At 50.3% G+C, this 24,550-nt stretch carries 23 protein-coding genes; 9 read left to right on the forward strand and 14 right to left on the reverse strand.

From position 1 onward, the window contains the following. The 3 genes from I0P70_RS08150 to I0P70_RS08160 all read right to left on the reverse strand — a co-directional run bounded on the left by I0P70_RS08150 (position 1) and on the right by I0P70_RS08160 (position 2,868). Positions 1–1,815 (reverse strand): pseudouridine synthase, encoded by a 1,815-nt coding sequence (locus tag I0P70_RS08150; protein WP_196116412.1) that lies wholly within the window; start codon positions 1,813–1,815, stop codon positions 1–3. A 90-nt stretch (positions 1,816–1,905) separates the two neighbouring features. Further along, a complete protein-coding gene (gene scpB, locus I0P70_RS08155) occupies positions 1,906–2,466 on the reverse strand; it encodes an SMC-Scp complex subunit ScpB (protein ID WP_196116414.1) in 561 nt (186 codons plus the stop codon). Between the two features lie 12 nt (positions 2,467–2,478). Further along, positions 2,479–2,868 carry a TraR/DksA C4-type zinc finger protein gene (locus I0P70_RS08160; RefSeq protein WP_007658330.1) on the reverse strand — a complete coding sequence of 130 codons (390 nt, stop codon included), beginning with the start codon at positions 2,866–2,868 and terminating at the stop codon, positions 2,479–2,481. 347 nt (positions 2,869–3,215) lie between these two features. Between I0P70_RS08160 and I0P70_RS08165 the strand changes: the two genes are divergently transcribed. Next, positions 3,216–3,812, forward strand: a complete 597-nt coding sequence (locus I0P70_RS08165; RefSeq protein WP_196116416.1) for a DUF3575 domain-containing protein — start codon at positions 3,216–3,218, stop codon at positions 3,810–3,812. Positions 3,813–3,902: 90 nt separating this feature from the next. Here I0P70_RS08165 and ribH read toward each other — a convergent pair whose 3' ends face one another. From ribH to pdhA, 3 genes are all read right to left on the reverse strand, one after another. Further along, positions 3,903–4,379, reverse strand: a complete 477-nt coding sequence (gene ribH, locus I0P70_RS08170; protein WP_196116418.1) for a 6,7-dimethyl-8-ribityllumazine synthase — start codon at positions 4,377–4,379, stop codon at positions 3,903–3,905. Between the two features lie 179 nt (positions 4,380–4,558). Continuing rightward, positions 4,559–5,278: a tol-pal system YbgF family protein gene (locus I0P70_RS08175; protein WP_196116420.1), complete on the reverse strand. Its 720-nt coding sequence runs from the start codon at positions 5,276–5,278 to the stop codon at positions 4,559–4,561. Positions 5,279–5,396: 118 nt separating this feature from the next. Next, entirely contained in the window at positions 5,397–6,443 is a 1,047-nt protein-coding gene (gene pdhA / locus I0P70_RS08180; RefSeq protein WP_007658325.1) for a pyruvate dehydrogenase (acetyl-transferring) E1 component subunit alpha, read from the reverse strand. Between the two features lie 132 nt (positions 6,444–6,575). Between pdhA and recF the strand changes: the two genes are divergently transcribed. The 4 genes from recF to I0P70_RS08200 all read left to right on the forward strand — a co-directional run bounded on the left by recF (position 6,576) and on the right by I0P70_RS08200 (position 10,245). Next, positions 6,576–7,682, forward strand: a complete 1,107-nt coding sequence (gene recF, locus I0P70_RS08185) for a DNA replication/repair protein RecF (protein ID WP_196116422.1) — start codon at positions 6,576–6,578, stop codon at positions 7,680–7,682. Positions 7,683–7,736: 54 nt separating this feature from the next. Beyond that, complete coding sequence (locus tag I0P70_RS08190; RefSeq protein WP_196116423.1) at positions 7,737–8,060, forward strand: DUF721 domain-containing protein; 324 nt, start codon at positions 7,737–7,739, stop codon at positions 8,058–8,060. A gap of 97 nt (positions 8,061–8,157) precedes the next feature. Then, a complete protein-coding gene (locus I0P70_RS08195) occupies positions 8,158–8,718 on the forward strand; it encodes an acyl-CoA thioesterase (RefSeq protein WP_196116424.1) in 561 nt (186 codons plus the stop codon). Between the two features lie 147 nt (positions 8,719–8,865). Beyond that, entirely contained in the window at positions 8,866–10,245 is a 1,380-nt protein-coding gene (locus I0P70_RS08200; RefSeq protein WP_196116425.1) for a M28 family metallopeptidase, read from the forward strand. Positions 10,246–10,316: 71 nt separating this feature from the next. Here I0P70_RS08200 and I0P70_RS08205 read toward each other — a convergent pair whose 3' ends face one another. The 5 genes from I0P70_RS08205 to I0P70_RS08225 all read right to left on the reverse strand — a co-directional run bounded on the left by I0P70_RS08205 (position 10,317) and on the right by I0P70_RS08225 (position 13,720). After that, positions 10,317–11,048, reverse strand: a complete 732-nt coding sequence (locus I0P70_RS08205) for a head GIN domain-containing protein (protein ID WP_196116426.1) — start codon at positions 11,046–11,048, stop codon at positions 10,317–10,319. A gap of 178 nt (positions 11,049–11,226) precedes the next feature. Next, complete coding sequence (locus I0P70_RS08210; RefSeq protein ID WP_196116433.1) at positions 11,227–11,598, reverse strand: hypothetical protein; 372 nt, start codon at positions 11,596–11,598, stop codon at positions 11,227–11,229. A gap of 6 nt (positions 11,599–11,604) precedes the next feature. Then, positions 11,605–11,814 (reverse strand): hypothetical protein, encoded by a 210-nt coding sequence (locus tag I0P70_RS08215; protein WP_196116435.1) that lies wholly within the window; start codon positions 11,812–11,814, stop codon positions 11,605–11,607. A gap of 83 nt (positions 11,815–11,897) precedes the next feature. Continuing rightward, positions 11,898–13,475: a rhomboid family intramembrane serine protease gene (locus tag I0P70_RS08220; protein ID WP_230392073.1), complete on the reverse strand. Its 1,578-nt coding sequence runs from the start codon at positions 13,473–13,475 to the stop codon at positions 11,898–11,900. 62 nt (positions 13,476–13,537) lie between these two features. Next, positions 13,538–13,720 (reverse strand): hypothetical protein, encoded by a 183-nt coding sequence (locus tag I0P70_RS08225; protein ID WP_196116437.1) that lies wholly within the window; start codon positions 13,718–13,720, stop codon positions 13,538–13,540. 232 nt (positions 13,721–13,952) lie between these two features. On the opposite strand from I0P70_RS08225, the gene I0P70_RS08230 reads away from it, so the two are divergent. From I0P70_RS08230 to I0P70_RS08240, 3 genes are read left to right on the forward strand one after another with little or no spacing between them, the layout of a single operon-like run. Beyond that, a complete protein-coding gene (locus I0P70_RS08230; RefSeq protein ID WP_196116440.1) occupies positions 13,953–14,762 on the forward strand; it encodes an N-formylglutamate amidohydrolase in 810 nt (269 codons plus the stop codon). Next, positions 14,747–16,621, forward strand: a complete 1,875-nt coding sequence (locus I0P70_RS08235; protein ID WP_196116442.1) for a flavohemoglobin expression-modulating QEGLA motif protein — start codon at positions 14,747–14,749, stop codon at positions 16,619–16,621. Before I0P70_RS08230 ends, I0P70_RS08235 begins: the two co-directional genes overlap by 16 nt. A gap of 25 nt (positions 16,622–16,646) precedes the next feature. Beyond that, complete coding sequence (locus tag I0P70_RS08240) at positions 16,647–17,696, forward strand: glutathione synthetase (protein WP_196116444.1); 1,050 nt, start codon at positions 16,647–16,649, stop codon at positions 17,694–17,696. Between the two features lie 610 nt (positions 17,697–18,306). Here the strand turns inward: I0P70_RS08240 and I0P70_RS08245 are convergent. The 3 genes from I0P70_RS08245 to I0P70_RS08255 form a co-directional block, all read right to left on the reverse strand. Beyond that, positions 18,307–18,759, reverse strand: coding sequence for a hypothetical protein (locus I0P70_RS08245; RefSeq protein WP_196116446.1), 453 nt, complete (start codon positions 18,757–18,759; stop codon positions 18,307–18,309). A 27-nt stretch (positions 18,760–18,786) separates the two neighbouring features. Continuing rightward, positions 18,787–19,719: a hypothetical protein gene (locus I0P70_RS08250; RefSeq protein WP_196116448.1), complete on the reverse strand. Its 933-nt coding sequence runs from the start codon at positions 19,717–19,719 to the stop codon at positions 18,787–18,789. 141 nt (positions 19,720–19,860) lie between these two features. Further along, positions 19,861–22,374 carry a DUF3857 domain-containing protein gene (locus I0P70_RS08255; RefSeq protein ID WP_196116450.1) on the reverse strand — a complete coding sequence of 838 codons (2,514 nt, stop codon included), beginning with the start codon at positions 22,372–22,374 and terminating at the stop codon, positions 19,861–19,863. A gap of 305 nt (positions 22,375–22,679) precedes the next feature. Here I0P70_RS08255 and I0P70_RS08260 point away from each other — a divergent pair, with 305 nt between their 5' ends. Then, complete coding sequence (locus I0P70_RS08260; protein WP_196116452.1) at positions 22,680–24,536, forward strand: ABC transporter ATP-binding protein; 1,857 nt, start codon at positions 22,680–22,682, stop codon at positions 24,534–24,536. The last annotated feature ends 14 nt before the right edge of the window (positions 24,537–24,550 follow it).

Consider the following 24,550-nt stretch of genomic DNA (forward strand, 5'->3'; position numbering starts at 1 on the left):
TTACATGAAGTATTTCAGACGGATCACTTCTTTTTCGGTGAGGTAACGCCACTCACTGCGTGGCAGGTCTTTCTTCGTAAGGCCGGCATACTGCACACGGTCCAGGGTCACTACTTCGTAGCCCAGGTGCTCGAAAATACGGCGCACGATACGGTTACGACCAATGTGAATTTCCAGTCCGAGGAACTTCTTGGAGTCACCCAGCATAGCCACGTCGTCTACCATTGCTTTGCCATCTTCCAACTCCACGCCTTCCACTACTTTCTGGAAATCGTCTTTGGTGATCGGCTTATCCAGCTCTACTTGATAGATTTTCTTGATCTCGTTAGAAGGATGCGTCAGTTTCTGTGCCAGTTCACCATCGTTGGTGAACAGCAACAGACCTGTCGTGTTACGGTCCAGGCGGCCAACCGGGAAGATACGCTCCTTTGAAGCTTTCTCCACCAAGCTCATCACTGTCTTGCGTCCCTCCGGATCTTCTGTCGTTGTGATGAAGTCTTTCGGCTTGTTGAGCAGCACGTATACCATCTTCTCACGGTTCAGCACTTTCTTGCCGTACATCACGGTATCAGAAGGCTGTACTTTGAAGCCCATTTCCGTCACGACTTCACCATTCACCTTAATCTCACCTGATAGGATCAGTTCATCTGCCTCACGACGAGAACATACCCCGGCATTAGCGATATAGCGGTTCAAACGGATGCTTCCATCTTCCTCCTCACCTTTGCGGTTGGTTTTCTTGATGCGTGGGTTGTCTTTGTAGCGGCGCAGGTCGTAGTTTGGCGTCTCCGGGTTGTGCTCTGAGTCGGAGTTGCGGTCAAAGCTGCGGCCACGGCGCTCACCGTCCCCTTTACTGAATTTATCTTTACGGTCGAATGATCTGCGTTCGCCACGATCACCGCCTTCACGTCGATCACCAAAGCTGCGGCGCTCGCCGCCTTCTCTGCGATCTCCTCCGAATGAACGTCTCTCACCACGGTCACCCCCTTCGCGGCGGTCACCGAAGCTACGGCGTTCACCACGCTCTTCTCTTTCTCCGCCTTCTCTACGGTCACTGTATGGCTTGCGCTCGCGATCTCCGCCAAATGAACGGCCTTTACCTGATTCTCTGCGATCCCCATAAGGCTTTCTTTCGCCGCCTTCGCGACGATCGCCGTATGGTTTACGCTCTCTGTCACCACCGAAAGATCTGCGTTCGCCGCCTTCACGACGGTCGTTGCCATATGAACGACGCTCACCTCGCTCTTCACGGTTCTCAACGAATGAACGACGCTCGCCTCTTTCTTCTCTGTTGTCGCGGTCAAAGGATTTTCTTTCGCCACGTTCAGCGTCAAAGCGACGCTCTCCGCCTTCTTTGCGATCACCGTATGATCTGCGTTCGCCACCCTCATTGCGGTCGCCATATGGCTTGCGCTCACGGTCTCCTCCAAAAGAGCGACGTTCGCCACCCTCTCTTCTGTCACCGTATGGCTTGCGTTCGCGGTCGCCGCCGAAGGAGCGTCTTTCGCCGCCTTCTCTGCGATCTCCGTAAGGTTTGCGATCACCACCTTCGCGACGCTCTCTGTCGCCTCCGAAGCTGCGACGCTCACCGCCTTCGCGACGGTCGCCGTATGGTTTGCGGTCTCCGCGGTCTTCTCTTCTATCGTTTCCGTAGGAGCGGCGCTCTCCGCCATCTCTTCCTTCGCCTTTATCTCTTCTGTTAAAGATTTTCTTTTCGCCGCGATCATTGTACGGCCTGCCTGACTCGTTTCTGTCAGACGATCTTCTGCCTTCTCCGTCGTTGTTGCGGGATGGTCTTTCGTTTTCTGTTGCCATTGTATAATTATTATCGATGCAGTATCGCTACTGTACCTGTGTGTGCAGTATATATAAGAATAGTATACTCTAATGAATGATGGGGGTTCGCTAATCGGCTATTTCGCCAATCATGTTTTCTTCTGAGGCGAAATCCTTTAGCTGCGGAAGGTCCTTGATGTGGTTAATACCGAAGTAATCCATGAACTTTTGAGACGTGCCGTACAGTACGGGTCTCCCTATGGTATCGGCTTTACCCTTGATCTCGATAAGCTCTTTTTCTAATAGTTTGTGGATCGCATAGTCGCAGCCCACGCCACGAATCTGCTCTACAGCCGAGCGGGTAATTGGCTGCTTGTAGGCAATAATTGCCAGCGTCTCCAGAGAAGACGCTGACAATTTCTTTTTTGACTTATGCTTCAGATAGGTGCTCACCGTTTCCTGGTACTCCGGCTTGGTCAGAAACTGGTACCCGCCCCCGATAGCGTATATCTGAAAAGCAAAACCTGCATCGTTCAGCTGCGCATTGATGTTTTCAACAGCTTCGAGCACGTCGCTCACCAGCACCTCCATTTGCAGCGACTCCGTAAGGCAGCGCTGTATCTCTTCGATGCTTATTGGCGATTGGGCACAAAAAACCAGTGCCTGAATGTGGTTTTGCAGTATATTCAAGGTATAAGTGTACTAGTCGTTACGCTGAAGCTTGGCTTCGATGGTATGCTGTGTATGTGGCACGGCACGCAGTCTCTCTTTCGGGATCAGCTTGCCTGTCACGATACAAACACCGTAAGTGCCGTTTTTGATGCGGATAAGCGCATTCTCCAACTGCTGGATGAACTTCATCTGACGTGACGCCAACTGGTTCAGGCTTTCCTTCTCCGCTGTGTCTGCTCCGTCTTCCAATACTTTGGTTGGAGATGCCGTGTTATCAGTGCCGGAGTCGTTTCTGCGACTCAGGGTCTCTTTGATAAACGTTACTTCCTTACGCGCATTGGTTAGCTTCTCAAGAATGATTGCTTCAAACTCTGCCAATTCCTCACGGGAATACCGCTGTTTCTCTTCGTTTGTATTCATTATACTATCTTAGAACTAGGTTGTAGTTTCTTGTCTGGTAAGCTAAAAAACCTCTCCCTGTCAAGAGCAACGCTCTCGTGCTTATCAACAGCAACAAAGGTGATTAAGTTTAAAGCTTAAATTTTAAGTCCAAAAACCGAACCACTCTGATGTCCAGGTTATTATTTAAGCTAAATTTCGTGCAAAAATAGAAGTTATATCTATAATTTGCTACCTGCCTTCTTTATTTTAATTATAATTTTGTCTTTCCGCTCTTTTATTTGATTTGCTCCAATACTGGAATGGAACTTGCAGGCAGCCTGAAATACACCCAGGCTAATTAAGTTTTCGATTACTCACTTCAATATATGAAAAACAAAATAATACTCGCCTTTGCCGCTGCGGCTCTTTTTTTTACCGGCACGCAACAAGCTTATGCTCAGGCACAACAGCCAAAGAGAGCTGTTATCAAGGTAAATCCTCTGAGTGCCTTTGCGCTTACTGGCTCCGGATTTCTGGAGTACGCTATCACGGATAATCTGAGCGCACAGTTGGGAGCCTCTGTTACAGGTGTTTCTATTTCTAACATTCAGTTCAAGGGGTATGGCTTTACACCTGAGTTGCGCTATTATTTCTCTGAAAACAAGGTGGCACCCATGGGCCCTTATGTGGCTGGCTATGGCCGTATCAGGAGTTTTAAATTAACAGTAGAGAAAAAGGATGAAGAAGGCCGCGACTACAGCGCTACTTATAAACCAGTAGGTGCCGGCGTGGCTATCGGAAATCAATGGGTGTTTAACAGTGGCTTTACTTTCGATGTGTTTTTGGGCGCCGGCTACAACGGGGGCAACCTGAAGGTGAATGTTGGCACCGAAGAGGACTTCGACACAGGTATCATTGGCGATATGATTTTGGGAGGAGGATTCAGCGTTCGGCCAGGTTTAACCATCGGTTATAATTTTTAATCCCTATACCTTTATCCATTCAAGTAAATAAAAGAGGCCCCTGCTTATTAAAAGCGGGGGCCTCTTTTATACTCACCTATACCGGAGCCATTAGAAGCTCAGCATTTGAATAACTGCGGCGGCGGCCTCAACGCCTTTGTTGCCGTGCTTGCCACCGGCTCTGTCCAGCGCCTGCTCCAGGTTGTTGGTAGTTACCAGACCAAACGAAACCGGCTTGTTAAACTTAAGCGAAACATTAGTCAGGCCATTGGCCACGGCATGATTAATATAGTCATCGTGCTTTGTGTCGCCTTTGATAACCACCCCGATGCAAATCACTGCATCGATCTCTTCCTGCAGGGCCAAGAATTGTGCTCCCAGTGTCAATTCAAAGCTGCCCGGCACTGTGTTCCGGAAAATGTTCTCCTTCTTAGCACCATGCTGCAGCAGTGTTTCGATGGCACCTGCACACAGCACATCCGTGATTTCGCTGTGCCAGTCAGCCACTACAATACCGAACTTCTTTTCTGATATATCGCCGAAGCCTTCTTTCTTGTAATCGTTCAGGTTTTTGAGAGAAGTAGCCATATGATTATTGTTGATGGTTAAATGGTTGATTGTTGAGCCTGCAGATACAAGTTATTAGGTATAGTACCGTTTCATACACCTTTATAGCGCTCTGCACTAGCCCATGAACTTAAAAAAAGAAGCGCTTCTGCCGGAGAGACAAAAGCGCTTTTTATAACTAGGCGTTAGCCTGTCAGATCTTAGTTGGCAGCTGCGCCAGACATTGCCTCAGCGCGTGCTTTAAACTTCTTGGCGTCTGTTACTTCAGCCGATGTTACAAAATCCTTGATGATCTTGTCGTACGTGTTAGCAGCAGCCTGGAAGTCGTTGGCAGCTTCGTAAGCTACGGCAGCCTTCATCAGGTACTGTGGCGAGAAGTATGGGTTGCTGTTGTGGTTAGCGGCTTTGTTATACAGGTCAGCTGCTTCCTTATACTTGCCTTGCTCAGAAAGTGCATCACCTGTTAAGCTGTAAGCACGTGCCTGCATCAGGTAGTCATCAGACTTGAAGTCTTCCAGGTGCGACTGCGCATCTGCGAAGTTACCCTGCTTCAACAATGCAACACCAGCATAGAATTTAGCCAGATTACCTGCTTCAGTTCCACTGTACTCGTCTGCAATACTCAACAAACCATCATACTGACCGTCGCCGTTCAGCGCTTTGTTCAAAGAGTCTGCTTCGAAATAATACACTGCCTGGAACATGGCTTCGTGCGCCTCCTGGTTCTGGGTAGTGCGGTGGTTATAATATAGGAAACCTGCAACAATGATAGCGGCAATGGCGGCAAACACACCGAGCAGCTTGGTTTTGTTTTTCTTCACGAAATCCTCAGACCCTGTTGTCAGGCGCTCTGCCAACGCATCCGGATTTTCTACCAGCTCCTCAAACTCGCTGTGCTTCTGTACTGTCTCTTTTGCCATTAGTTTATTGAAATAAGAACTCAAAAATAGAAATTAAAAGCGATTCGTTCCAAATCTCATATAAGATCAGAACATCAAATTTATGTTTTTTAATTCCTAATCCTTAAATATTTAGAATTTAGTCCATTATATATGGATAGTCCGGCTCCACATAAATGTCGGTGTACAGCTCAGAAGGATCCGGATATGGAGACTCCTCGGCAAACTTCACCGCCTCGGCCACGATCTGCTTCTGCTTCTCGTCGATCTCGTCCAGCTCCTCTTCTGTCGCCCAGCCATTCTTTAGGATAGTTGCTTTTACAGATTCTATCGAGTCGCGGCCTTTGTAGTCTTCCAGCTCTTCTTTGGTTCTGTATTTGGCAGGGTCAGACATAGAGTGACCTTTGTAGCGGTAAGTCTTGAACTCGAGCAAAGTAGGTCCTTCGCCGGCACGGGCACGCTCAGCAGCTTTCGCTACGGCATTGTGCACGTTTTCCACGCTCATGGCCTCTACTGGCTCAGATGGCATTTCGTAAGCATGACCCAGTTTGTACAGGTCGTTTACGTTAGAGGTACGCGTTACCGAAGTACCCATCGCGTAGCCGTTGTTCTCGATAACGAAGATTACCGGCAGCTTCCAAGTCATGGCCATGTTCAGGGCCTCGTGGAAGGCACCCTGGCGTACCGCACCGTCACCCATGTAGCAGATGCACAGCTTGCCGGTCTTGTTATACTTCTCAGCGAAGGCCAAACCAGCGCCTAGTGGCACCTGACCGCCCACGATACCGTGACCGCCTACGAAGTTTACTTCTTTGTCGAACATGTGCATCGAGCCACCTTTGCCTTTAGAGCAACCGGTAGACTTGGCAAACATCTCAGCCATTACAGCGCCTGGCGATGTGCCGAGGGCCAGTGGATGGGCGTGGTCACGGTAAGCTGTGATCCATTTGTCACCTTTCTCAAGAGCCGTTACAGCACCTGCCACACAGGCTTCCTGGCCGATGTAAAGGTGGCAAAAGCCTTTGATTTTCTGCTGGCCATAAAGTTGGCCTGTTTTTTCTTCGAAGCGGCGGATGAGTTTCATCGACTCGTACCACCACATGTAAGTCTCTTTTGAAAATGTTGGTTCAGCCTGTACCTTTGCTTTCTGCGACTTCGCTTTTGCCTTTTCTTTCGTATCAGCCATGGGTATTTGTGTATCGTTATTGTTGTCCGTACAGCTTTTTTAGCGAGATTCGGGCCTCAATGGACGGCAAATCAGGCTACTGTCGGGTTTTAGCTTGCGAAATTAAGGAAAAAGTAATCAAAGAAGAAACTAATGCTCCTCGAAAATCTAAGTCTGCTGTTTTTCAAGAACTACGACGAAGCTAACATTAGTTTCTCGCCGCACATCAATTGCTTTATCGGCGACAACGGCAGCGGCAAAACTAACCTGCTCGACGCCATCCATTACCTCTCCATGACCCGCAGCGCCTTCAACAGCTCCGACGCCCTTAATATCAAGCAGGGCGAAGAGTATTTTATGGTGAAGGGACGTTTTAAGATCGATGAAGAAAAGCACACTGTGACCTGCAGCCTGAAGCAGGGCCAGAAGAAGACAGTCGTACACAATAAGGTGGCGTATGAGAAGATGAGCGATCACATCGGTCGCTTTCCGGTGGTGCTCATATCTCCCTACGACACCGACCTGATCCGGGAAGGCAGCGAGGAACGTCGCAAGTACTTCGACAGTCTGATCTCACAGCTCAACCATACCTATCTGGAGCAGCTGATCCAGTACAACTATATCCTTAAGCAGCGCAACTCGCTGCTCAAGCAGTTTGCCGAGCGCCGCTACTACGACCGCGACTACCTGCACATCCTCAACGAGCAGCTGGTGCCGTTAGGTGAGCAACTCGCGCAGGAGCGTATGGCTTTCCTGGAGACCTTTGAGCCGGTGTTTCAGAAGCACTACCGCCACATTTCTGATAGCAGCGAAACCGTGACACTCACTTACAAAAGCCAGCTGCCCGGCGCTAACTTTGCCCAACTGCTGGAGCAAGCGGAGCAGAAGGATCGCGCCCTGCAGCGTACCACCGTGGGCACGCACAAAGACGACTTCGTGTTCCTGATGGACGGCAACCCCGTGAAAAATTTTGGTTCGCAGGGTCAGCAGAAGAGCTATGTGATTGCCCTAAAGCTAGCGCACTTCGAGGTGATGGACGAGCGCCAGCACCACAAGCCCCTCCTCCTCCTCGACGACATCTTCGACCGCCTCGACGAGAAGCGCATCACCAAGCTCATGCAAATGGTCGCCGCCCATACCTTCGGCCAGATCTTCCTAACTGATACGCATCTGGACCGAACAGATAAAATACTTGAGAACCTGTCAGAAAGTATCCGTAGATTTGATGTAAAGGAGGGAACGGTGAAGTTGATTGCTTAATTTTGCATCTCTAATACTCATTCACTCCACCACTCATTCAAAAACCAACCACCCGTGCGCTACTACAAGAAGAAAGAGGAGATTGCGAAGCGAAAGGCTGACGTGCAGACCATTGGCGACAGCATCAAAGGGTTGCTGAAGGCCTACCGGCTGCAGGGCAAGCTCAATGAAGTGGATCTGGTGCAGCGTTGGGAGCAGATTATGGGCAAACCCATCGCCATGAAAACGAAAGAGCTTTACTTCAAAGACCAGAAGCTGTTTGTGCGCCTCACCTCTGCCCCACTCAAGCACGAACTCAACATGAGCAAAAGCAAGGTAGTCGACCTGCTCAACCGTACTATGGGCGATGAGGTCGTGAAAGAAGTTGTGTTTTTATAAGCGCTATACCTGCTGGCTATACCTTCAACGCTATAGTCTCTGCATCCCTTTTGAGGTATAGCCCCGTATACCCTGCCATAACTCACTCCACAAACGTATGGCTATACCTGCATTCCGACCTGTTTCCTACTCCCGCACCACCCTCACCGAGCTCATGATCCCGAGCTACGCCAACTTTGGCGGCAAAATCCATGGCGGCATCCTGCTCTCGCTCATGGACAAGGTGGCTTATGCCTGCTCTGCCAAACATGCCGGCAACTACTGCGTGACCGTAACAGTAGACGGCGTGCATTTTCTGCAGCCCGTAGAGGTAGGTGAGCTGGTGTCGCTGCTGGCCTCTGTAAACTATGTGGGCAACACCTCGCTGATGGTAGGTATAAAAGTGATCGCTGAAAACGTGAAAACAGGTATAGTCAAGCATACCAATACCTCTTATTTCACGATGGTAGCCAAAGGCGATGATGATAAACCCACCCAAGTGCCCGGCCTCACTTTGGAAAGCCGCGAGGATGCCCGCCGGTTTCTGGAAGCCATCAAGCGCCGCGAACTGGCACAGCGCTACCAAACAGAGCTTGCAGAGGCCAAACACGGAATCGCCGTGGAAGCAGAACTTTATAAGCTCGAGGGTGAGCGTTGCCGGTTAGCCTATACGCTGTAGGCTAGCTGGAGTGACTTTCATTTTTCTGCTATACCTGTGCTGACTAAGGCATTGGTGCAGCTATTCTTTTCATTCTTTCCTGAAGGTGCTTATATTTAGAATCTAATACTAAACGAACGAGCACTTTATCGACCTCACCTAGCACAAATGACTTACAAAACAAAGTTCACCCGACTGCTGGCGCTCTGCATGCTGGCAGGGCTATACCTTAGCCAAACTGTGGCAGCACAAGCACCCGCTACCCACGACGAAGAGATTCAGAAAATGGTCAATGAAGTATCGGCAGACAACCTGCGGGCACTCGTTGAGAAAATGGTTTCGTTTGAAACCCGCCACTCCCTGAGCTCCACCACTGACAAGAAAAGAGGTATAGGCGCTGCCCGCGAATGGGTAAAATCGGAGTTTGAGAAATACGCCAAAGCCTCTAACGGCCGCATGACCGTGGACATGGACCGCTATAACGTAAAGGGCGACGGCCGCCGCATTCCGCAGGATGTGGAGATGGCTAACGTAGTTGCGACGCTCAAGGGCACTGACCCGAACGATGACCGTGTGATCATTGTGGCTGGGCACCTTGACTCTCGCGCTACCGATGTAATGGACGCTAAAAGCAAAGCCCCTGGTGCTAACGACGACGCCTCTGGTGTGGCGATTGTAATGGAGATGGCCCGCGTGATGGCTTCGCGTCAGTTTCCGGCAACACTCGTGTTTGTCGCTTTCCAGGGCGAAGAGCAGGGCCTGTACGGCTCCCGTCACATGGCTGAGCGTGTGAAGAAGGAAGGTTGGAACCTGGTGGCTGTGCTCAACAACGACATCGTGGGTAACTCCTACTCTGCTGAGATGGGCATTCATGACAACACCCGTGTGCGTGTCTTCAGCGAAGCTACTCCTTCTAACGAAACCGAAGAGCAGGCTCGCCTTCGCCGCACCCTAGGCTCTGAAAACGACGGCCCAAGCCGCAACCTGGCCCGCTACATGAAAATGACCGGAGAGACTTACGTCGACCAGATCGAAGTAGTACTCGGTTACCGCCCTGACCGCTTTCTGCGTGGTGGTGACCATACACCGTTTAACCAGCAAGGCTATGCCGCGGTGCGCATGAGTGAGATGAACGAAGACTTTGACCACCAGCACCAGGATGTGCGCAAGGAGAACGGCAAGCAGTACGGCGACCTGACAGAGTTTATGGACTTCGAATACCTGCGCAAGAACACAGCCGTGAACCTGGCCACCATGGCTAACCTGGGCCGGGCACCGCATGCTCCGGAGAAAGTTGGCGTGCTCACCTCCAACCTGACCAATAAGACAGACCTAAATTGGGAAGCCCCGACAAAAGGCAAAAAACCAGCCGGCTATTACATCCTGATGCGCGAAACCAGCAGCCAGACCTGGGATAAGAAGTTTTTTGTGAAAGACACGAAAGTGACGCTGCCTTACTCGAAAGACAATTACTTCTTTGCCGTACAGGCTGCTGACGAACTGGGTCATACTAGTCTGCCAGTACTGCCAGTTCCGGTACGCCAGTAGGTATAAGATAACCAAAAGAAAAGGGCAACCCAGCGGGCTGCCCTTTTCTGCTTTATATGCGATGTATTCTCTTACATTTTAGAAATTTTGGCTGCGGCCGACACATTAGACGACACGCTAGGGTCACCTTTGTAAGCAACTTTGGTAGCACCTGAAGCATTCACGTTCAGTTTGTTCTGGGCAAACACTTTCACATTGCTGGCCCCGCTGGCTTCTATGTTCACGTTCTTGGCCTCCAGTTCAGACGCATCTACTTTGGATGCTCCTGACATGTCCATGCGCATTTCATCGGCACGCCCGCTTAGCTCTACTTTACTAGCGCCGCTCATATTGGCTGTCAGCTTCTTAGTATTGAGTGCCAGTATTACTTTGGAGCCGCCGCTCAGATCCATACTAAATGCATCGGATTTAAAAGTAGAATTACCCATTACTTTCACGCCGCCGCTTATATCAATCATGTTTAACTCTTTGATTGACACATAAGCCTTCAAACCTTTGGTTGTACTGATGTTGTCGGAAGTATAAATGTGAAGCACACCGTTTTTTACTTCTGTCCGAATACTGTTAAGCAGGTTTTTCTGCGCTTCGATGCGTACGCCCTCACTTCCACTCTGCGTTACCTCTACTGCAAAGCCGCCGCTAACATTTATCCCTTTGAAGCCCGATACCGTTCTGTTCTGTGATACGGGTTCGCCTTCACCCTTCAGGTTACGACGATTTTGCGCCGTTGCCGTCAGGCTTGTCAGCACAAAGGCCATTACAAGAATAGAGGCAAGTGTTTTGTAGATGTTGATAGTGTTCATAGTTTTATTTTGCTTGATGATTTTTGGTTAAGAGTTTAGCGGCTCAGCAGCAGGCTATACCTTCTCTGAAGCTTCTCACTGCCTAATAGATGCACAGATTCCCGAAAGGTTGCCTGAAGCCCAGAAAAAAATCATACTTTTTGATACTCTTCTGCAAAAAAGCCTCTTTGGGCATAGGCTAACATTTGTGAGAAGACTGCGATAAAGGCTTGTTGATTGTGAATTGAAAGACCAGCGCCCCCAGAGAATAGGCCAGTACATCGACCCAGTCGGCGGTGTGTTTCGAGTAGATGGGCGGGAGCAGAAGCTCAAAGAAGATGCTGAAAGCCACGACTGCCACCACTAACCAGGCAAGCGGCAACACAAACTTGTCATTCTGAAAGTAGCTTCGCTCAGCTGCCAGTATGATGGTGAGCACGATGGGCATGGCCAGCAGATCGTCGAGGTAGCTGAAGAGCAGGGGAAAATAAAAGCCAGCCAGTTCCAGCGCCTGGTTACCGACAAAAAGCAGCACACAAACCAGAAAGACCGGATGCAGCAACGTGTGCATGGCACGCTAAAAAGCTATCAGGCCCACCATCAGCATAATAGAGCCCAGGATGGCCAGGAAAATCTCCGTCGGGGTCATTTTCGGGATCTTCCACTTTTTCTTTTCGCGCCTGGGCAGATACTGTCCGCAGTTAGGGCAGCGGTTTTTATGCGGCACTTCCTGCCCGCAGTGGGGGCAGATAATCATGTTGTTTTCGGGAATGTCTTTGTAAGGCACGGCGGTAGCTTTTTGAGTTAGTGGTCAAATGAAAGCGCGCCTTTATAAGTACCTGATATGAGCCTATTGGGTTATCAGCCAGGCTACTGCTCCTTTGTGATTATCTCAATCACACCGTTTTTAGCTTTCTGGCCATACTTGGCTACGGCTTCTTCCCCTTTCAGTACCGATACTGCCTCAATTTCGTCATGGTTCACATAATCTTCTACCTCATCAGGAGCTATACCTTCCAACACCTCACCGTCGAGCACAATGAGTGGTTTTGTCTCCAGGTCAAGCCCTGTGGCTTCTTCCAGTGCATCTGGCAGTGGCATTTGGTTCAGGTTTCCATGCGCCATAGCGGGTTTGCCTTCGCGCAGGTTGTTTAGGTCCTGCACAAATGTGCCGATGGCCCACAGCACCCGTTGTTGCTCCTGATGCATCCAGGGACGGTTGTTACGAATATCGTCGCGCATCATCGAGTAGGATGTTTTGCGCAGTTGCGTGTAGTTAAGCAGTATCTCGACCTCCTTTGCCTGCTGTTCACCCAGAGCAGGCAATTCCTGAAGCGCCATCAGTTCTTGGATACTCTCGTCCCACAAAGTTATACCTTGCTCCAGGCCCTGCAGGTACTTTCCGCCATTGATCAGGCTGGCATTCTGCTCCATTTCCTGCATCACAGCCATTGCCGCGGTTTCCCGCTCACCAAAGCGGTCCAATATGGTTAAGTATTTAGCATTCTCAGTTGGTATCTGCAGGTATAGGCCCACAAAACCGCCCAACACCAGCGCCGCCGTTACGATACTACCCCTCAAGTCGTAGTGCTGCGTAAAAAACCTGCCGGATCGCAGCATCAGTACAGCCCCGTAAACAATACCCAGTACCAGCCCGCCTGTGTGCGCTGCATTGTCTATACCGCCTTTCAGGCCGAAAAGCAGGTTCACTACAATCACACCAAGCAAATTGAGCACCATGCCTTTTTTCTCAGTCCAGGTCATTTGCCGCTCCAGCAGCACCATGGTCATGAACATACCGAACATGCCAAAGATAGCCCCCGAGGCACCGGCGCTGATGCGCTGCTGGTCCCACCACAGACTTGCTAAGCTGCCCGCAAGTCCGCAGAGCACATAGGCTATGATAAACTGCCTGCGGCCTACCAGCGGCTCTAAGGCACCGCCTATACTGGCCAGTGCGTACATATTCACGAGCAAGTGAATGATGCCGATGTGCAGGAACATAGAGGTAAATAGTCGCCATGGCTCACCCGTCAGGGTATAAGGTCCAAAGTTGGCTCCTGCATTTACCAGGTCTTCCCCTTCTGGTGAGAGCACATGCATACCTGCCAGCGCCAGCAGCACGAAAATGACGATATTGGTATTGATCAGGATGGGCGTGACAAAGTAGTGCCGCTGCGGCACGAAGAGCGTCCAGAAGTCTTTGAGTTTATCTGTGAAGGAAGTTGGAGCGGCGGGGTTTGGGTTGACTTGTTTTTCGCGCAACTCCAGTGCTTGCAGGCTTTCCTGCTTTATCTGCTCCAGGTCTGGGGCTTCTATGCCTCTTCTTTCAATCTCAGCGATTACAGCCAGTATAGCTTCTGGCTCATACGCTGCATGTTCCCCTAGTATTTCCAACAGTTGACCGTCCTCTTTTTCGGAGGCCACTGCTGCATAGCTGTTTTCCATCTGCAAACCTTATTCTCTTTCTGTAAAGATAAGGCAGCAGACGTATTATACAAGCCGGAAGTCTAACGGGTATAGGCAAGCATTGCCCTGCCTGTCACCAAAGCGCCGGTCAGCCCAATGGCATACCATAAACCCAGTGGGAGTGTTTCTGCCAGGTATAGGCCACTATTCCTAAGGCTCTGCATCAGCAGGATCAGTAAGAAAATCACAATAGCTAATAGCGTATTCTTGTAAATCTGACGCATAGGCACTTCCGATTTATGGTGAAACAATTGGTATATAGCTATACTTTGTAATATCTTAATTTGTTATAGTCTTTTAAATCTATTCATTTCAAGTCAATCTGCCAACTATATCACGCTAAGCTTTTACATGATAACTATGATTTGTTCGTAACTGAATATCAAGGTTTAAACAAATAAGTCTATCAAATAACCTTAGGGATCCATATCGGGTAAAAGTTTTCAAAAAGATTTTATGCCTGACCCAACACAAGCACAATCATATTATTCTATCACTACCGGGCATAGCCCTCTCATTGCCACAGCCATACACGACGGGCACCAAGTGCGCGAAAATATCCAAAGTCTTTTTTCGCTCAACTCCGATGAACGCCTTCGCGAGGAAGACCCTTTTACGGCGGGCTGGGTAAGTATAACAGACAACCGGATCATTGGTTTAAACTCCCGCTTCGAGATGGACCTGAACCGCTCCCGCGACAAAGCCATCTACCGCAAACCTGAAGATGCCTGGGGGCTCACTGTATGGAAAGATGAGCTGCCTGAGGAACTGGCACAGGAGTCGCTGGCCCGCTACGACCAGTTTTATGCCGATGTGAAGCAGATGCTGCAAGGTATAGCCGACCGGCACGGCTGCTTTGTAGTGTACGACCTGCATACCTACAACCACCGCCGCGAAGGAGCCGATGGCCCCGAGGCTGATTCGCAGGAAAACCCGGAAGTAAACCTCGGCACCGGCAACATGAACCGCCAGCTCTGGGCTCCAGTCGTAGAAGCTTTTACTCAAAGCCTGCAGCAATACGATTACCAGGGCCGCCACCTGGATGTGCGCGAGAACGTGAAATTCGAAGGCGGACACTTCATGCGCTGGATTCACGATACCTTCCCCGACCGCGCCTGTGTCATCTCCATTGAGTTCAAAAAGTTCTTTATGGACGAGTGGACTGGCAAACCTGATGAGGCACAATTGCAGGAAATCAAAAGCGCATTGCAAAGCACGACCGAACCTGTCCTGCAGGCGCGTGAGCAGGTATGCAAAACCTTATAATGATGCCCGACACGATCTCTGACATATTCATAAAAGGCATCGTTCGGACTTTGAAGCGGGGTCGTCGGGTGAGGCGCCGGCTGCCTGAAGGCGGCTTGCTGCACATCGACAGACCACTGCCCTTTCTGGTGCTTTACCGCCACCCGGCAGGTCAGCCCGACCATGCTACCGCTGATTTTGTAAAGGCCGAGGCTGCCTATATCATCGCCCGCGAAGAGCAGACACCCAAACTGCGGCAGTTGATAGGAGAGATTGCCAAAGCCATGGCCGACGAGTTTGGCGCTTTCATGGTGCTCGAGCTCTTTGCCGCACCGGATATAAGTGCCGCTGACAGCCCGACTTTCAGAGTGCTCGGGCCGGAACAGGCGCTGCCCGCCACCATCCGCACACTCAAAACTGAATTGGCCAGCATCAAGATTAGCGGCCTGCCTGTAACAGTGGCCACGGCATCTAACCAGGCTTTGCTGGAAGGCTCCAATAGCTTGATGAGCGAAGAAGAACTGAAACAGCACAGTACCCTGATGCTCGGGCTGGAACTGAAACCAATCTATCGCCAGGCTAACTCCGGTCAGGTATACCCCATGCTGCAGCGTACGCTCCGTGGCCATGTATCGAGCGCTATCAAAAAGGCCGTATTCGACTTTGTGCGGGTCCAGACTACCCATCAGCCCAAGCACTTTCAGGCGCTTGGCCGCCAAGCTGTCGTACCCGCCGTCTGGCGCATCGACAAGCAGCTTACTTCCATCAGCGACCAGTTCCGTTTTCTGTTGCTTGTCACACCCGTTAACGCTGATGATGCCTGGGAGGAGTTCCGCCAGAAGAAGTTTAAGCAGGCGCCCAACTTCCACTACCGCCTGATGCCCATGGATGCCGACCTGCTCAAGCGCAAGCTTTACAATATACCCATCGAGAAGGTAGAGGACCCAACGCTGGCTTTCCTGTTCCGCGACAAGCGCCACGAGTTAGACAAGACCCTGACCATGCTCGCCGACCGCAATACCCCTGACTTTCTGTACAGTAGTCTGCAGCTGTTTGGCGGTGTGGACGAGCAGCTGCTCAAAGTGGCCGAAGGTATACTGGCCGCTATACCTGAGCCAATGCGTGAACAGGACGTGCCACTTATACCTGTAAACGAGTTCGCCGCACTGGCTGAGCAGGAGATATCCTTTCTGAAGGATCAGTATCCGGCGCTTGATTCAGGCGTGGACATTCGCAAAGACATTGTGGGGTTGATCGTTTCCAAAGGCAGGCTCAACATCGGCACCGATGCCAAAATCCCCAGGCACAGGGCGCAGGCGCTCATTCAGCACGAAGTCGGTACGCACATCCTCACCTACTTCAACGGAAAGGCACAGCCACTGCAGCAGCTCTATGTAGGTGTGCCGGGCTACGAGGAGCTGCAGGAAGGACTGGCTGTGCTGAGTGAGTACCTGGTGGGCGGTCTCGACCAGGACCGGCTGCGCATACTGGCAGCCCGGGTAGTGGCCGTGCACCACCTCACCAAAGGCTGCAGCTTCACCGACAACTTCTGCCGCCTCAAAGAGGAATATAACTTTGATGAGGAAACGGCTTTTAACGTAACGATGCGAGTGCATCGGGGCGGAGGGCTCACCAAAGACGCCGTATACCTGCGCGGGCTCGTGCACCTCTTGCAGTACCTCAAAGAAGGCCACGAGCTGGAGCCGCTCCTGATCGGCAAGATCCGGCAGGAGTACATTCCCATTGTGCAGGAACTGATCTACCGCCAGGTGCTGCGTCCCGTTCCCATACGGCCCCGCTACCTCACCGATCCGGCCGCACAGCCCAAATTGCAAAAACTAAAAGCAGGGATATCAGTATTTAACTTACTGGAAAATTAATCCCAACAAATACTTATATATAGACATGACAATAGGATTCGTAGTTAACGATATACATACAGAAAGTCCGGGCTATGCCACCATATTTTTAGCCCAGCGAATGCACAATCTGGGCCATACAGTATTTTTGATGGGTGTGGGAGACCTCGCCTACTACCCTGATGGCTACATGGGGGCCACTGCCGTGCAGGCTGACCCGAAGCATAAGTATAAATCACCTGCCACTTACCTGGATGCCATACAGGGCGAGAAGGCCATTCAGGTACGTGTCACAGCTCCAGACCTGGATGTGCTGATGCTGCGCAACGACCCTTCTGCTGAAGGAGAAGGCAGAGCCTGGGCACAGAATGCAGGTATTATTTTCGGGCAGCTGGCCCTGCGCCACGGTGTGATCGTGCTCAACGACCCCACCTCGCTCTCCGATGCGGTGAATAAGATGTACTTCCAGCACTTCCCGGAGGCCGTACGTCCCCGCACTCTGATCACCCGCGACAAGGAGGAAATAAAGCAATTCTTCCAGGAGCAGAAAAACAACATCATCCTGAAGCCGCTACAAGGTTCGGGTGGCTCAGGTGTGTTTATGGTAAAGAAGAACGATTCTACTAACCTGAACCAAATTGTGGAGGCTATCAGTCGCGACGGTTACGTGATTGCGCAGGAGTACCTGCCACAGGCCACTGAAGGCGATGTGCGCCTGTTTGTGGTAAACGGTGAGGCATTGCAGCACAAAGGAAAATACTGCGCCCTGCGCCGTGTAGGCGCCAAAGACGACATACGAAGCAACCTGCATGCAGGTGGTTCGGCGCAGTCGGTGAAAGTAGACCAGACCATGCTGGACCTCGTAGAACTGGTGCGTCCTAAACTGATACAGGATGGTATGTTCATGGTGGGCCTGGATATAGTGGGCAATAAACTGATGGAAATAAATGTGTTTAGCCCCGGGGGCCTATCGGATGTAAGTGAACTGGAAGGCGTTGACTTCTCTACCCCTATCATTGAGGCCCTGGAACGTAAGGTGCATTACAAAAACACCTACGGCACTCAGATCGACAACAAGACGGTTGCTATGATTTAGAGTTGAGCCAAGACAAAGGAAGAGGCAGGCAAAAGAGCGGCGTCAGCAGCTGTATCTTTGCCTGCCTTTTTTATGCACAGGATTTGGCAAAGCGCAGCAGATATTTCACACCTGCTTCAAGCATTTCATGGTTAGTGAAAGAGCATACCCAAACCAACGCCTAGGTTACAATGAGCTACTGCTCAGGGATAACGGGAAAGAAAATAGAGGAGAATTGAAAATTATATACCTGACAGTCAGCCACATACATAAAGTGCAAAAATATTTATACGTTTTGCTTTTTTTTAGAAAAACAAAATCATAATTTTGCACCCGATTTGAGAGAGATACATAACCGGAAAGCTAATATGTTAAGCAATTTCCAAAATCACAAATCTCCCTCTGATTTTTTTGAATTTTATTAGCTGTGTCCAGCACAGTTTTGAAAAAATGATATACACTCTGCCACGGCAGGTACAAAGATAAGGTTAGTTAAAGTTTAGATTAGTTTGTTTTAAGGTGAGAGAAGGCCCCGGTCATTTTGACGGGGCTTTTCTCATTTTAGCCCTGTACCTTTCTGACTCAAATCCCTTTTCATTCTACCTATTCGCTCCCGATTATAGCATTCCCACTAGGCATACAGCACATAAGCTGCGCCCAGCGTTGCAGGTATAGCTGCCAGCAGCAGTTTTAGCACCAGTCCTGGCGAGGGGGTGCCCCTCCCCCATGGTATCTTAGACTTGAAAACGTAGCGCAGGCTGGTCATCAGGGTCACCATAGCCAGCAACCCAGCGACCAGATGCGTAATGGCGATCGCTGAATCAAAAACCGTATCCTGTCCCATGCTATGCTCGGCAGTACGGAGGTTCCAGTAAATAAGCACCAGTAACGAAGGCAAAGACACCAGTGCCCCCAGTCGCATACTGAACAGCGTAAGCCAAGAGGCAAAGGCAAAAAGCGGAACCGCCGCCATTAGCCCCATTTTCCTGTAAAACAACGCTTCATCACCTGTCAGATCTGTGTAAAGCAGGATCAGGAGTGCATGGGCAAAGCCCGTCAGGAAAAGCAGCAAGTAGCGCGTCATAGGCTACTATACTGCAGAAGCCGGCTTTCAGATTTCCTCCAAGGTATAATAGGTATAGGTACTGCGCAGAAGCGGTGATTTCACAGGCAAGTTAATATTATAGATTAGTACTTGATTGGCTTTGCCGCTAGCGTCGTAAGTATATTCTTCCTGTATGTAAGGTCTGTCGCTTCGCAGGATGGTACGCTGGCTTAGCCTGCCTTCCTCGTCATAAGCATAGTTTATCTCTTCCGACATGTCTCTCAGGCTTTTGATACGGATTCGCTTCAGGCGTCTGAAAGTATCGTAGTCGAACTCCATACTCTTTTGCAGCATACCATCTCTATGGAGCTGCCGCTCTACCACATAGCCTTCCTGCGTACGATGCGACCAGCCAGCTCCGGACTGACGCAGGTTTTGCATGGTGTACTTGCCAATGTAATTGTTATATATGACGGCTGCATTCTCATGCAGTTCTTCCTTTTCCTGTATTTCTCCATCAGGGGTAAAAGCGAGTGTGAGCACTGGCTGGAAGGCATCTGTAACCGGATCGTATACCTCTACCTGCTGGTATTTGGGCATCAGGCCTGTGTCCAGATTCTTCCTATACTTGATCGCTACAGCTGATAATATAGACCACCTGGCAGTTTCTATATTACCTACTCTGTTAGAGTACACATCCCCGGTAAGATTATTCTCCTGCACCATTACCGCATCGGCACCATAGCGCCTGGCTTTCATCTGCAGGCCCCTTATCATATCAATATAGGCTGTGTTTTCACCTCCGTGCACCTCAATTGCTGCCAATTTAATGTATTCCTCTTGTGGCCACTCCCCTCTGAAGAATACTTCAATTTCGTTATTATGCGGCTGTGTTGGAATGGTGGTTAGTCGCTCGTCTATTTCAGGATACAGGGATGATGTGCAGCCCGCGAGTGAGAGGGCGCTCCAGGCCAGCGCTAATAGTAAAGTTCGTTTCATAGGTTTTAACTTAATGTTCTAACCTTATTCTGCTCAAACATCGTGCTGTATTTGCACAGGATATACCTGTACTTAAAAAATATAGTAAAAATCTATATTGAGAGGATGCTGCTTATAAATCTTATCCCCCCTCGCAAAAGCCTAAACCATACTATTATTGCTCACTTCCACCTCGTCCGCTATTTCTATTACTGGTTGATCTATTACTGGTTGATCAGGTTCCACTTCCAAAGGTGGTTGCAGCATTTTTACGAAGGTGTCTTTCACGCGATGGGACAAGTGAAAGTATGGTACCCAGATTGCCGCCAGTATAACAGCACGGACAGCTTGGGAAGGACTGGTTTTATCCATCTCAAATGGCAAATGCATAGATTCAAGCGCCACGTATTCACCTATTACGAACAAGGCATTCGCAACATAGAAAGCTTTCATCAGTTCAGGTACACTACTGCGCTTCTTCAGGAAAAGGATTAGTAGCAGTACACTGAATACCACAAAACCTATGTTCAGAATCAGCTCAACCAGTACAAGGCCGGCCAACTCGGGAGCGAACGTCTGTGAGGAGGGCAGAACCAGGTTTTCCCACATAGTTTGGTTGAAATAGTTGCTGCGCAGTACTATGATTAAACCTCCCAATGGCGTTACGAAAAGAACGATAAGTGGAACTAGCAGCCAGCCACCAATAGTTTCTGCCTCCCCTAAGCTAAAACCCGGTGCCGGGTTCGGGTCGTAGTGGTACAGCCTATAGCCCCCATAAATCGCCGCTCCCAATGCCAGTAGCGCCACCACCAGCATGATCCAACTGAACCCGGAACCACCCCCAACTGCCGTGCTGGTATTGTAGTTCAGACTGTAACCCATGTCATCCAGCATGATCTTCTGGTTGCGCATGAAGGCGCTCATGTTCTCTGGCAATACGTGGTCCTGGAGTATGCTGTAGGTATAGTGGAGCGTAAGCAAGTTGCCCGTGCTGGCATAGGAAACGACACTTTTGTAAGTAAAGGCATCGTCTTTTACTTCTTTGACCTCTAGGTTCACCGGCCAGGGCTCCGGCAGGAACAGCTGTATCTCATGTTCCACGTTTACTGGGTAGGACAAGCCCATGGGCATGGTGCGCTTGCTGGTACGTGGCGTGTTAATGTAATCACGCAGCACTTTTGGAAAGAAGGTCGCCCGTACCTGCCCATTTATACCTTCCAGTTCCTCCCAAAGATTTTCAATGCTGTATTCCTCCAGTATCGTGAACTTATTACCCTGCTCGTAGTCAATGAAGTCCACGGGTTGGGTCATTTCGATATCCGGAAAATTGTTGGCGTAAAAGTTCAGATAAGCCTTTTGAATCTCCTTTAAGCTGGTAGTCGCAAAACGGCTGCGCTGCATGTCCGCCTCCCAACCGGTGTATTCTGTCTTCACCTGTAGCGTGACGGCTCCACCTACATCGTTAAACAGAAACGTTTCCAGCACTTTTATACCGCCATTGTTCGCAATTGGGGGTACAACTTCTGTCAGACCCTTTGAGGAAGGACTGAGCACAAGCGCCTGTTGGTAGTCGGGAATGTAGTTGGAGTGCGAAGTGCCGCGCTGTTTGCTGATGGTAGGATCGTACCATAGCCTGGAGCCTCGCAGATTAACCTGCACAATGCAATGGTTAAAGGCATAGGGCGACGGCAAGCCGTTTTTGACCTGCCCTTTGGAGTTGGAGTTTACCAGAGCCGGGTAGGCCTCAATGCCGAGGTGCTTGAGCATGGTGGCCAACAGCAGCGACTTGTCTTTGCAGTCACCGAAACGCTGCGCGAACACCTGGGAGGGAGATCGTGGTTTATAACCGCCTATACCAGCTTCCATACCCAGGTAGCGTACCTCATCCTGCACAAAGCGCAAGGCCGAGACCAGCCATTCCTCCTTCGTTCTGGCTGTCGTCCTGATGCTGTCAATTACAGCCTGCAGCGCTTTGGAGGGTGTCTCATTCAATTCGTACATGGGTAGGGCCCAATCTACTACTTCTTTCCAGGAATTGTATTCTGAGACCATGGCGCCCGGAAAGGGATCATACCAGCCAGGCACGTCGCTGTCTACGGTGGTGGCTGGCAAGTTTGTCAAATGCCAGGTATAGCTAGTGTTACCGTTAGCCGTAACAACAGTCGGTTTATGTTCAGTCTTATGAAGTTTGTAGTGCAACTTGCGCTGTTCAGGCATCAGAATGTGCACCAGTAGCTCATCCACCGGGTCGTAAAACTGCAGATAAAAGGAGGTAAAGAATTTGCCTTCAAAAACCGGGTTACGCCCTTTAATGCTCCAGGCATACTCCACTAAGTCACCAACCCGAATATCCTCCAAAACAAGAAGGGCGGTAAGGCTTTCATCAAAAATGCGCTGCTCCAGTCCCTGCTCCCGCTGAATGACCTTCACTTTGCTTAGATCCAGCTTGTCGATGGACTTTCCATTACGCCAAACTGTTACCTTGTGCAGGTATAGCTTTTCGTGGTTAGGGTCGAAGGAGAGCTGCAGTTCAGAGCTGTTCTGCACGCCTTCTTCTGTCGTAATCTTATAGGTGTTGTGAAAATAGGCTTCCTCCCGCGCCACTTCCCATTGAATGGAGCGTTGCAGGTAGTGGTACCCATCGTTCACATCTTCGGGAGCAACGTTTGTTTGCAAACGCAGGGGTATTTGCTTCGTCCAGGAAGGTATAGGAGCCGTTGAGATTGTTTTAGGAGCTGCACTAGCCGCTAGTTGGCAAAACAGGAAGATGACGGACAGACAAAATGTACGGAAAGTTTGTTTGTAAAAGTGGGCCATACGCAAAAAGAATATTCAGCTAAATATAGAACTATTTCTTAAAATATGATCAGGCAATAACCAGCCGGCAACATATATTTTGCAGAAGGAAGCCGGAACATTAAGTGATGCCACAGGTATATGAGGAGCGACCATTACCAAAAATATAATTTGAATTAAAATACATGAATACCCCCCAAAAAGGAGCAAGAGCAGCCTCCAGCAAAGCTAACCAGGACAAGAAAAGCTTCCGCGAGCAGGTAGGTGCCCTAAAGAACCTGCCCAAATTCTTCCGCCTGATCTGGGAGACGAGCCGCAGTATGACCATCGGCAACCTGCTGCTGCGCCTTGTCAAATCAGCTATACCATTGGCTATGCTCTATGTAGGCAAGCTGATCATTGACGAGGTGATCGGACTGATAGACGTACAGGGCGAGCGCGACCTGAGTTTTCTCTGGATACTGGTTGCGGCAGAACTGGGCCTGGCTGTGCTTTCCGATATCATTAACCGGGGCATCACGCTACTCGACAGTCTGCTGGGTGACCTCTTCTCCAACAGAACCTCCGTGCAACTTATCGAACATGCCGCCCGGCTGGACCTGGCCCAGTTCGAGGATGCTACTTTCTATGACAAACTGGAGCGTGCAAGGCGGCAAACCATCACGCGGGTGGTGCTGATGTCGCAGGTACTCTCGCAGCTGCAGGATATGGTGACGATCGGCTTTCTGGCCGTTGGTCTGATCGCCTTTAATCCCTGGCTCATCCTGATCCTACTGGTGGCGGTTATACCTTCTTTTCTGGGCGAGACGCACTTTAACGAGCGTACCTACTCCCTCTCCCGCTCGTGGACGCCTGAGCGCCGCGAACTTGACTACCTGCGCTACATCGGGGCTTCCGACGAAACTGCCAAAGAGATCAAGACCTTCAACCTGTCCGGCTTCCTGGCCAGTCGCTTCAAAGAGCTCTCGGACCGCTACTATACACTAAATAAAAGCTTGATCGTGCGACGTGCAGTGTGGGGAAGCGCCCTCTCCTCTTTGGGTACGTTGGCCTATTACGGTGCCTATATTTTCATCCTGTTCCAGACGGTGGCAGGAGCTATTACAGTGGGTACACTGACCTTCCTGGCTGGTTCGTTCAGCAACATGCGCGGCCTGCTGCAGGGTATCATGACCCGCTTTTCACAGATCGCCGAGAGTGCGCTATACCTGCAGGACCTTTTTGATTTTCTGGAGCTCAAGCCACAGATTACACCGCCTGTCAATCCATTGCAGATACCACGTCCTATCCAACAGGGCTTCACCTTTGAGGATGTCGGATTTAAGTACCACAACAGCGAAAAATGGGCGGTGCGTCACCTCTCCTTCCACCTGCGGGCCGGTGAAAAACTGGCACTGGTGGGTGAAAACGGAGCTGGTAAAACAACCTTGGTCAAGCTCCTGGCCCGACTCTACGAACCCACCGAAGGCCGTATCCTGCTCGACGGCATTGACCTGCGCGAGTATGACCTGAACGACCTCCGCCACCAGGTGGGCATCATCTTTCAGGATTATGTGCGCTTTCAGATGACCGCCTCCGACAACATTGCCATCGGTCAGATCAGTAACATCAGTGATCGCGACCGCATACAGGGTTCGGCGCAGAAAAGCCTTGCTGATCCTGTGATCCAACGCCTGCCCGATGGCTATGAGCAGGTACTAGGCAAGCGATTCAACAAAGGTGTGGAGTTGTCGGGTGGGGAATGGCAAAAAGTAGCTTTGGCCCGGGCTTACATGCGCGACGCGCAGCTGCTCATACTCGATGAACCTACCTCCGCCCTTGATGCCCGCGCCGAGCACGAGGTGTTCCTTCGCTTCTCAGAACTGATTGCCGGCAAAACGGCTGTGCTTATCTCCCACCGTTTCTCTACGGTGCGCATGGCAGACCGTATTTTGTTTCTGGAACAAGGGCAACTAAAAGAATTGGGTTCGCATGAAGAGTTGTTGGCGCAGAATGGTAAATACGCTGAACTCTTCACACTGCAAGCCAAGGGTTATCTGTAAGGTATAGGACTACC

The sequence above is a fragment of the Pontibacter sp. FD36 genome (assembly GCF_015686655.1).
GTDB lineage: Bacteria > Bacteroidota > Bacteroidia > Cytophagales > Hymenobacteraceae > Pontibacter.

What these genes read in the sequence shown, in the direction of transcription:
- I0P70_RS08150 (WP_196116412.1), bottom strand. Translation starts at nt 1,815, where the DNA reads ATGGCAACAGAAAACGAAAGACCATCCCGCAACAACGACGGAGAAGGC.
- I0P70_RS08160 (WP_007658330.1), bottom strand. Translation starts at nt 2,868, where the DNA reads ATGAATACAAACGAAGAGAAACAGCGGTATTCCCGTGAGGAATTGGCA.
- I0P70_RS08165 (WP_196116416.1), top strand. Translation starts at nt 3,216, where the DNA reads ATGAAAAACAAAATAATACTCGCCTTTGCCGCTGCGGCTCTTTTTTTT.
- ribH (WP_196116418.1), bottom strand. Translation starts at nt 4,379, where the DNA reads ATGGCTACTTCTCTCAAAAACCTGAACGATTACAAGAAAGAAGGCTTC.
- I0P70_RS08175 (WP_196116420.1), bottom strand. Translation starts at nt 5,278, where the DNA reads ATGGCAAAAGAGACAGTACAGAAGCACAGCGAGTTTGAGGAGCTGGTA.
- pdhA (WP_007658325.1), bottom strand. Translation starts at nt 6,443, where the DNA reads ATGGCTGATACGAAAGAAAAGGCAAAAGCGAAGTCGCAGAAAGCAAAG.
- recF (WP_196116422.1), top strand. Translation starts at nt 6,576, where the DNA reads ATGCTCCTCGAAAATCTAAGTCTGCTGTTTTTCAAGAACTACGACGAA.
- I0P70_RS08195 (WP_196116424.1), top strand. Translation starts at nt 8,158, where the DNA reads ATGGCTATACCTGCATTCCGACCTGTTTCCTACTCCCGCACCACCCTC.
- I0P70_RS08200 (WP_196116425.1), top strand. Translation starts at nt 8,866, where the DNA reads ATGACTTACAAAACAAAGTTCACCCGACTGCTGGCGCTCTGCATGCTG.
- I0P70_RS08205 (WP_196116426.1), bottom strand. Translation starts at nt 11,048, where the DNA reads ATGAACACTATCAACATCTACAAAACACTTGCCTCTATTCTTGTAATG.
- I0P70_RS08210 (WP_196116433.1), bottom strand. Translation starts at nt 11,598, where the DNA reads ATGCACACGTTGCTGCATCCGGTCTTTCTGGTTTGTGTGCTGCTTTTT.
- I0P70_RS08220 (WP_230392073.1), bottom strand. Translation starts at nt 13,475, where the DNA reads ATGGAAAACAGCTATGCAGCAGTGGCCTCCGAAAAAGAGGACGGTCAA.
- I0P70_RS08225 (WP_196116437.1), bottom strand. Translation starts at nt 13,720, where the DNA reads ATGCGTCAGATTTACAAGAATACGCTATTAGCTATTGTGATTTTCTTA.
- I0P70_RS08230 (WP_196116440.1), top strand. Translation starts at nt 13,953, where the DNA reads ATGCCTGACCCAACACAAGCACAATCATATTATTCTATCACTACCGGG.
- I0P70_RS08235 (WP_196116442.1), top strand. Translation starts at nt 14,747, where the DNA reads ATGCAAAACCTTATAATGATGCCCGACACGATCTCTGACATATTCATA.
- I0P70_RS08240 (WP_196116444.1), top strand. Translation starts at nt 16,647, where the DNA reads ATGACAATAGGATTCGTAGTTAACGATATACATACAGAAAGTCCGGGC.
- I0P70_RS08245 (WP_196116446.1), bottom strand. Translation starts at nt 18,759, where the DNA reads ATGACGCGCTACTTGCTGCTTTTCCTGACGGGCTTTGCCCATGCACTC.
- I0P70_RS08250 (WP_196116448.1), bottom strand. Translation starts at nt 19,719, where the DNA reads ATGAAACGAACTTTACTATTAGCGCTGGCCTGGAGCGCCCTCTCACTC.
- I0P70_RS08260 (WP_196116452.1), top strand. Translation starts at nt 22,680, where the DNA reads ATGAATACCCCCCAAAAAGGAGCAAGAGCAGCCTCCAGCAAAGCTAAC.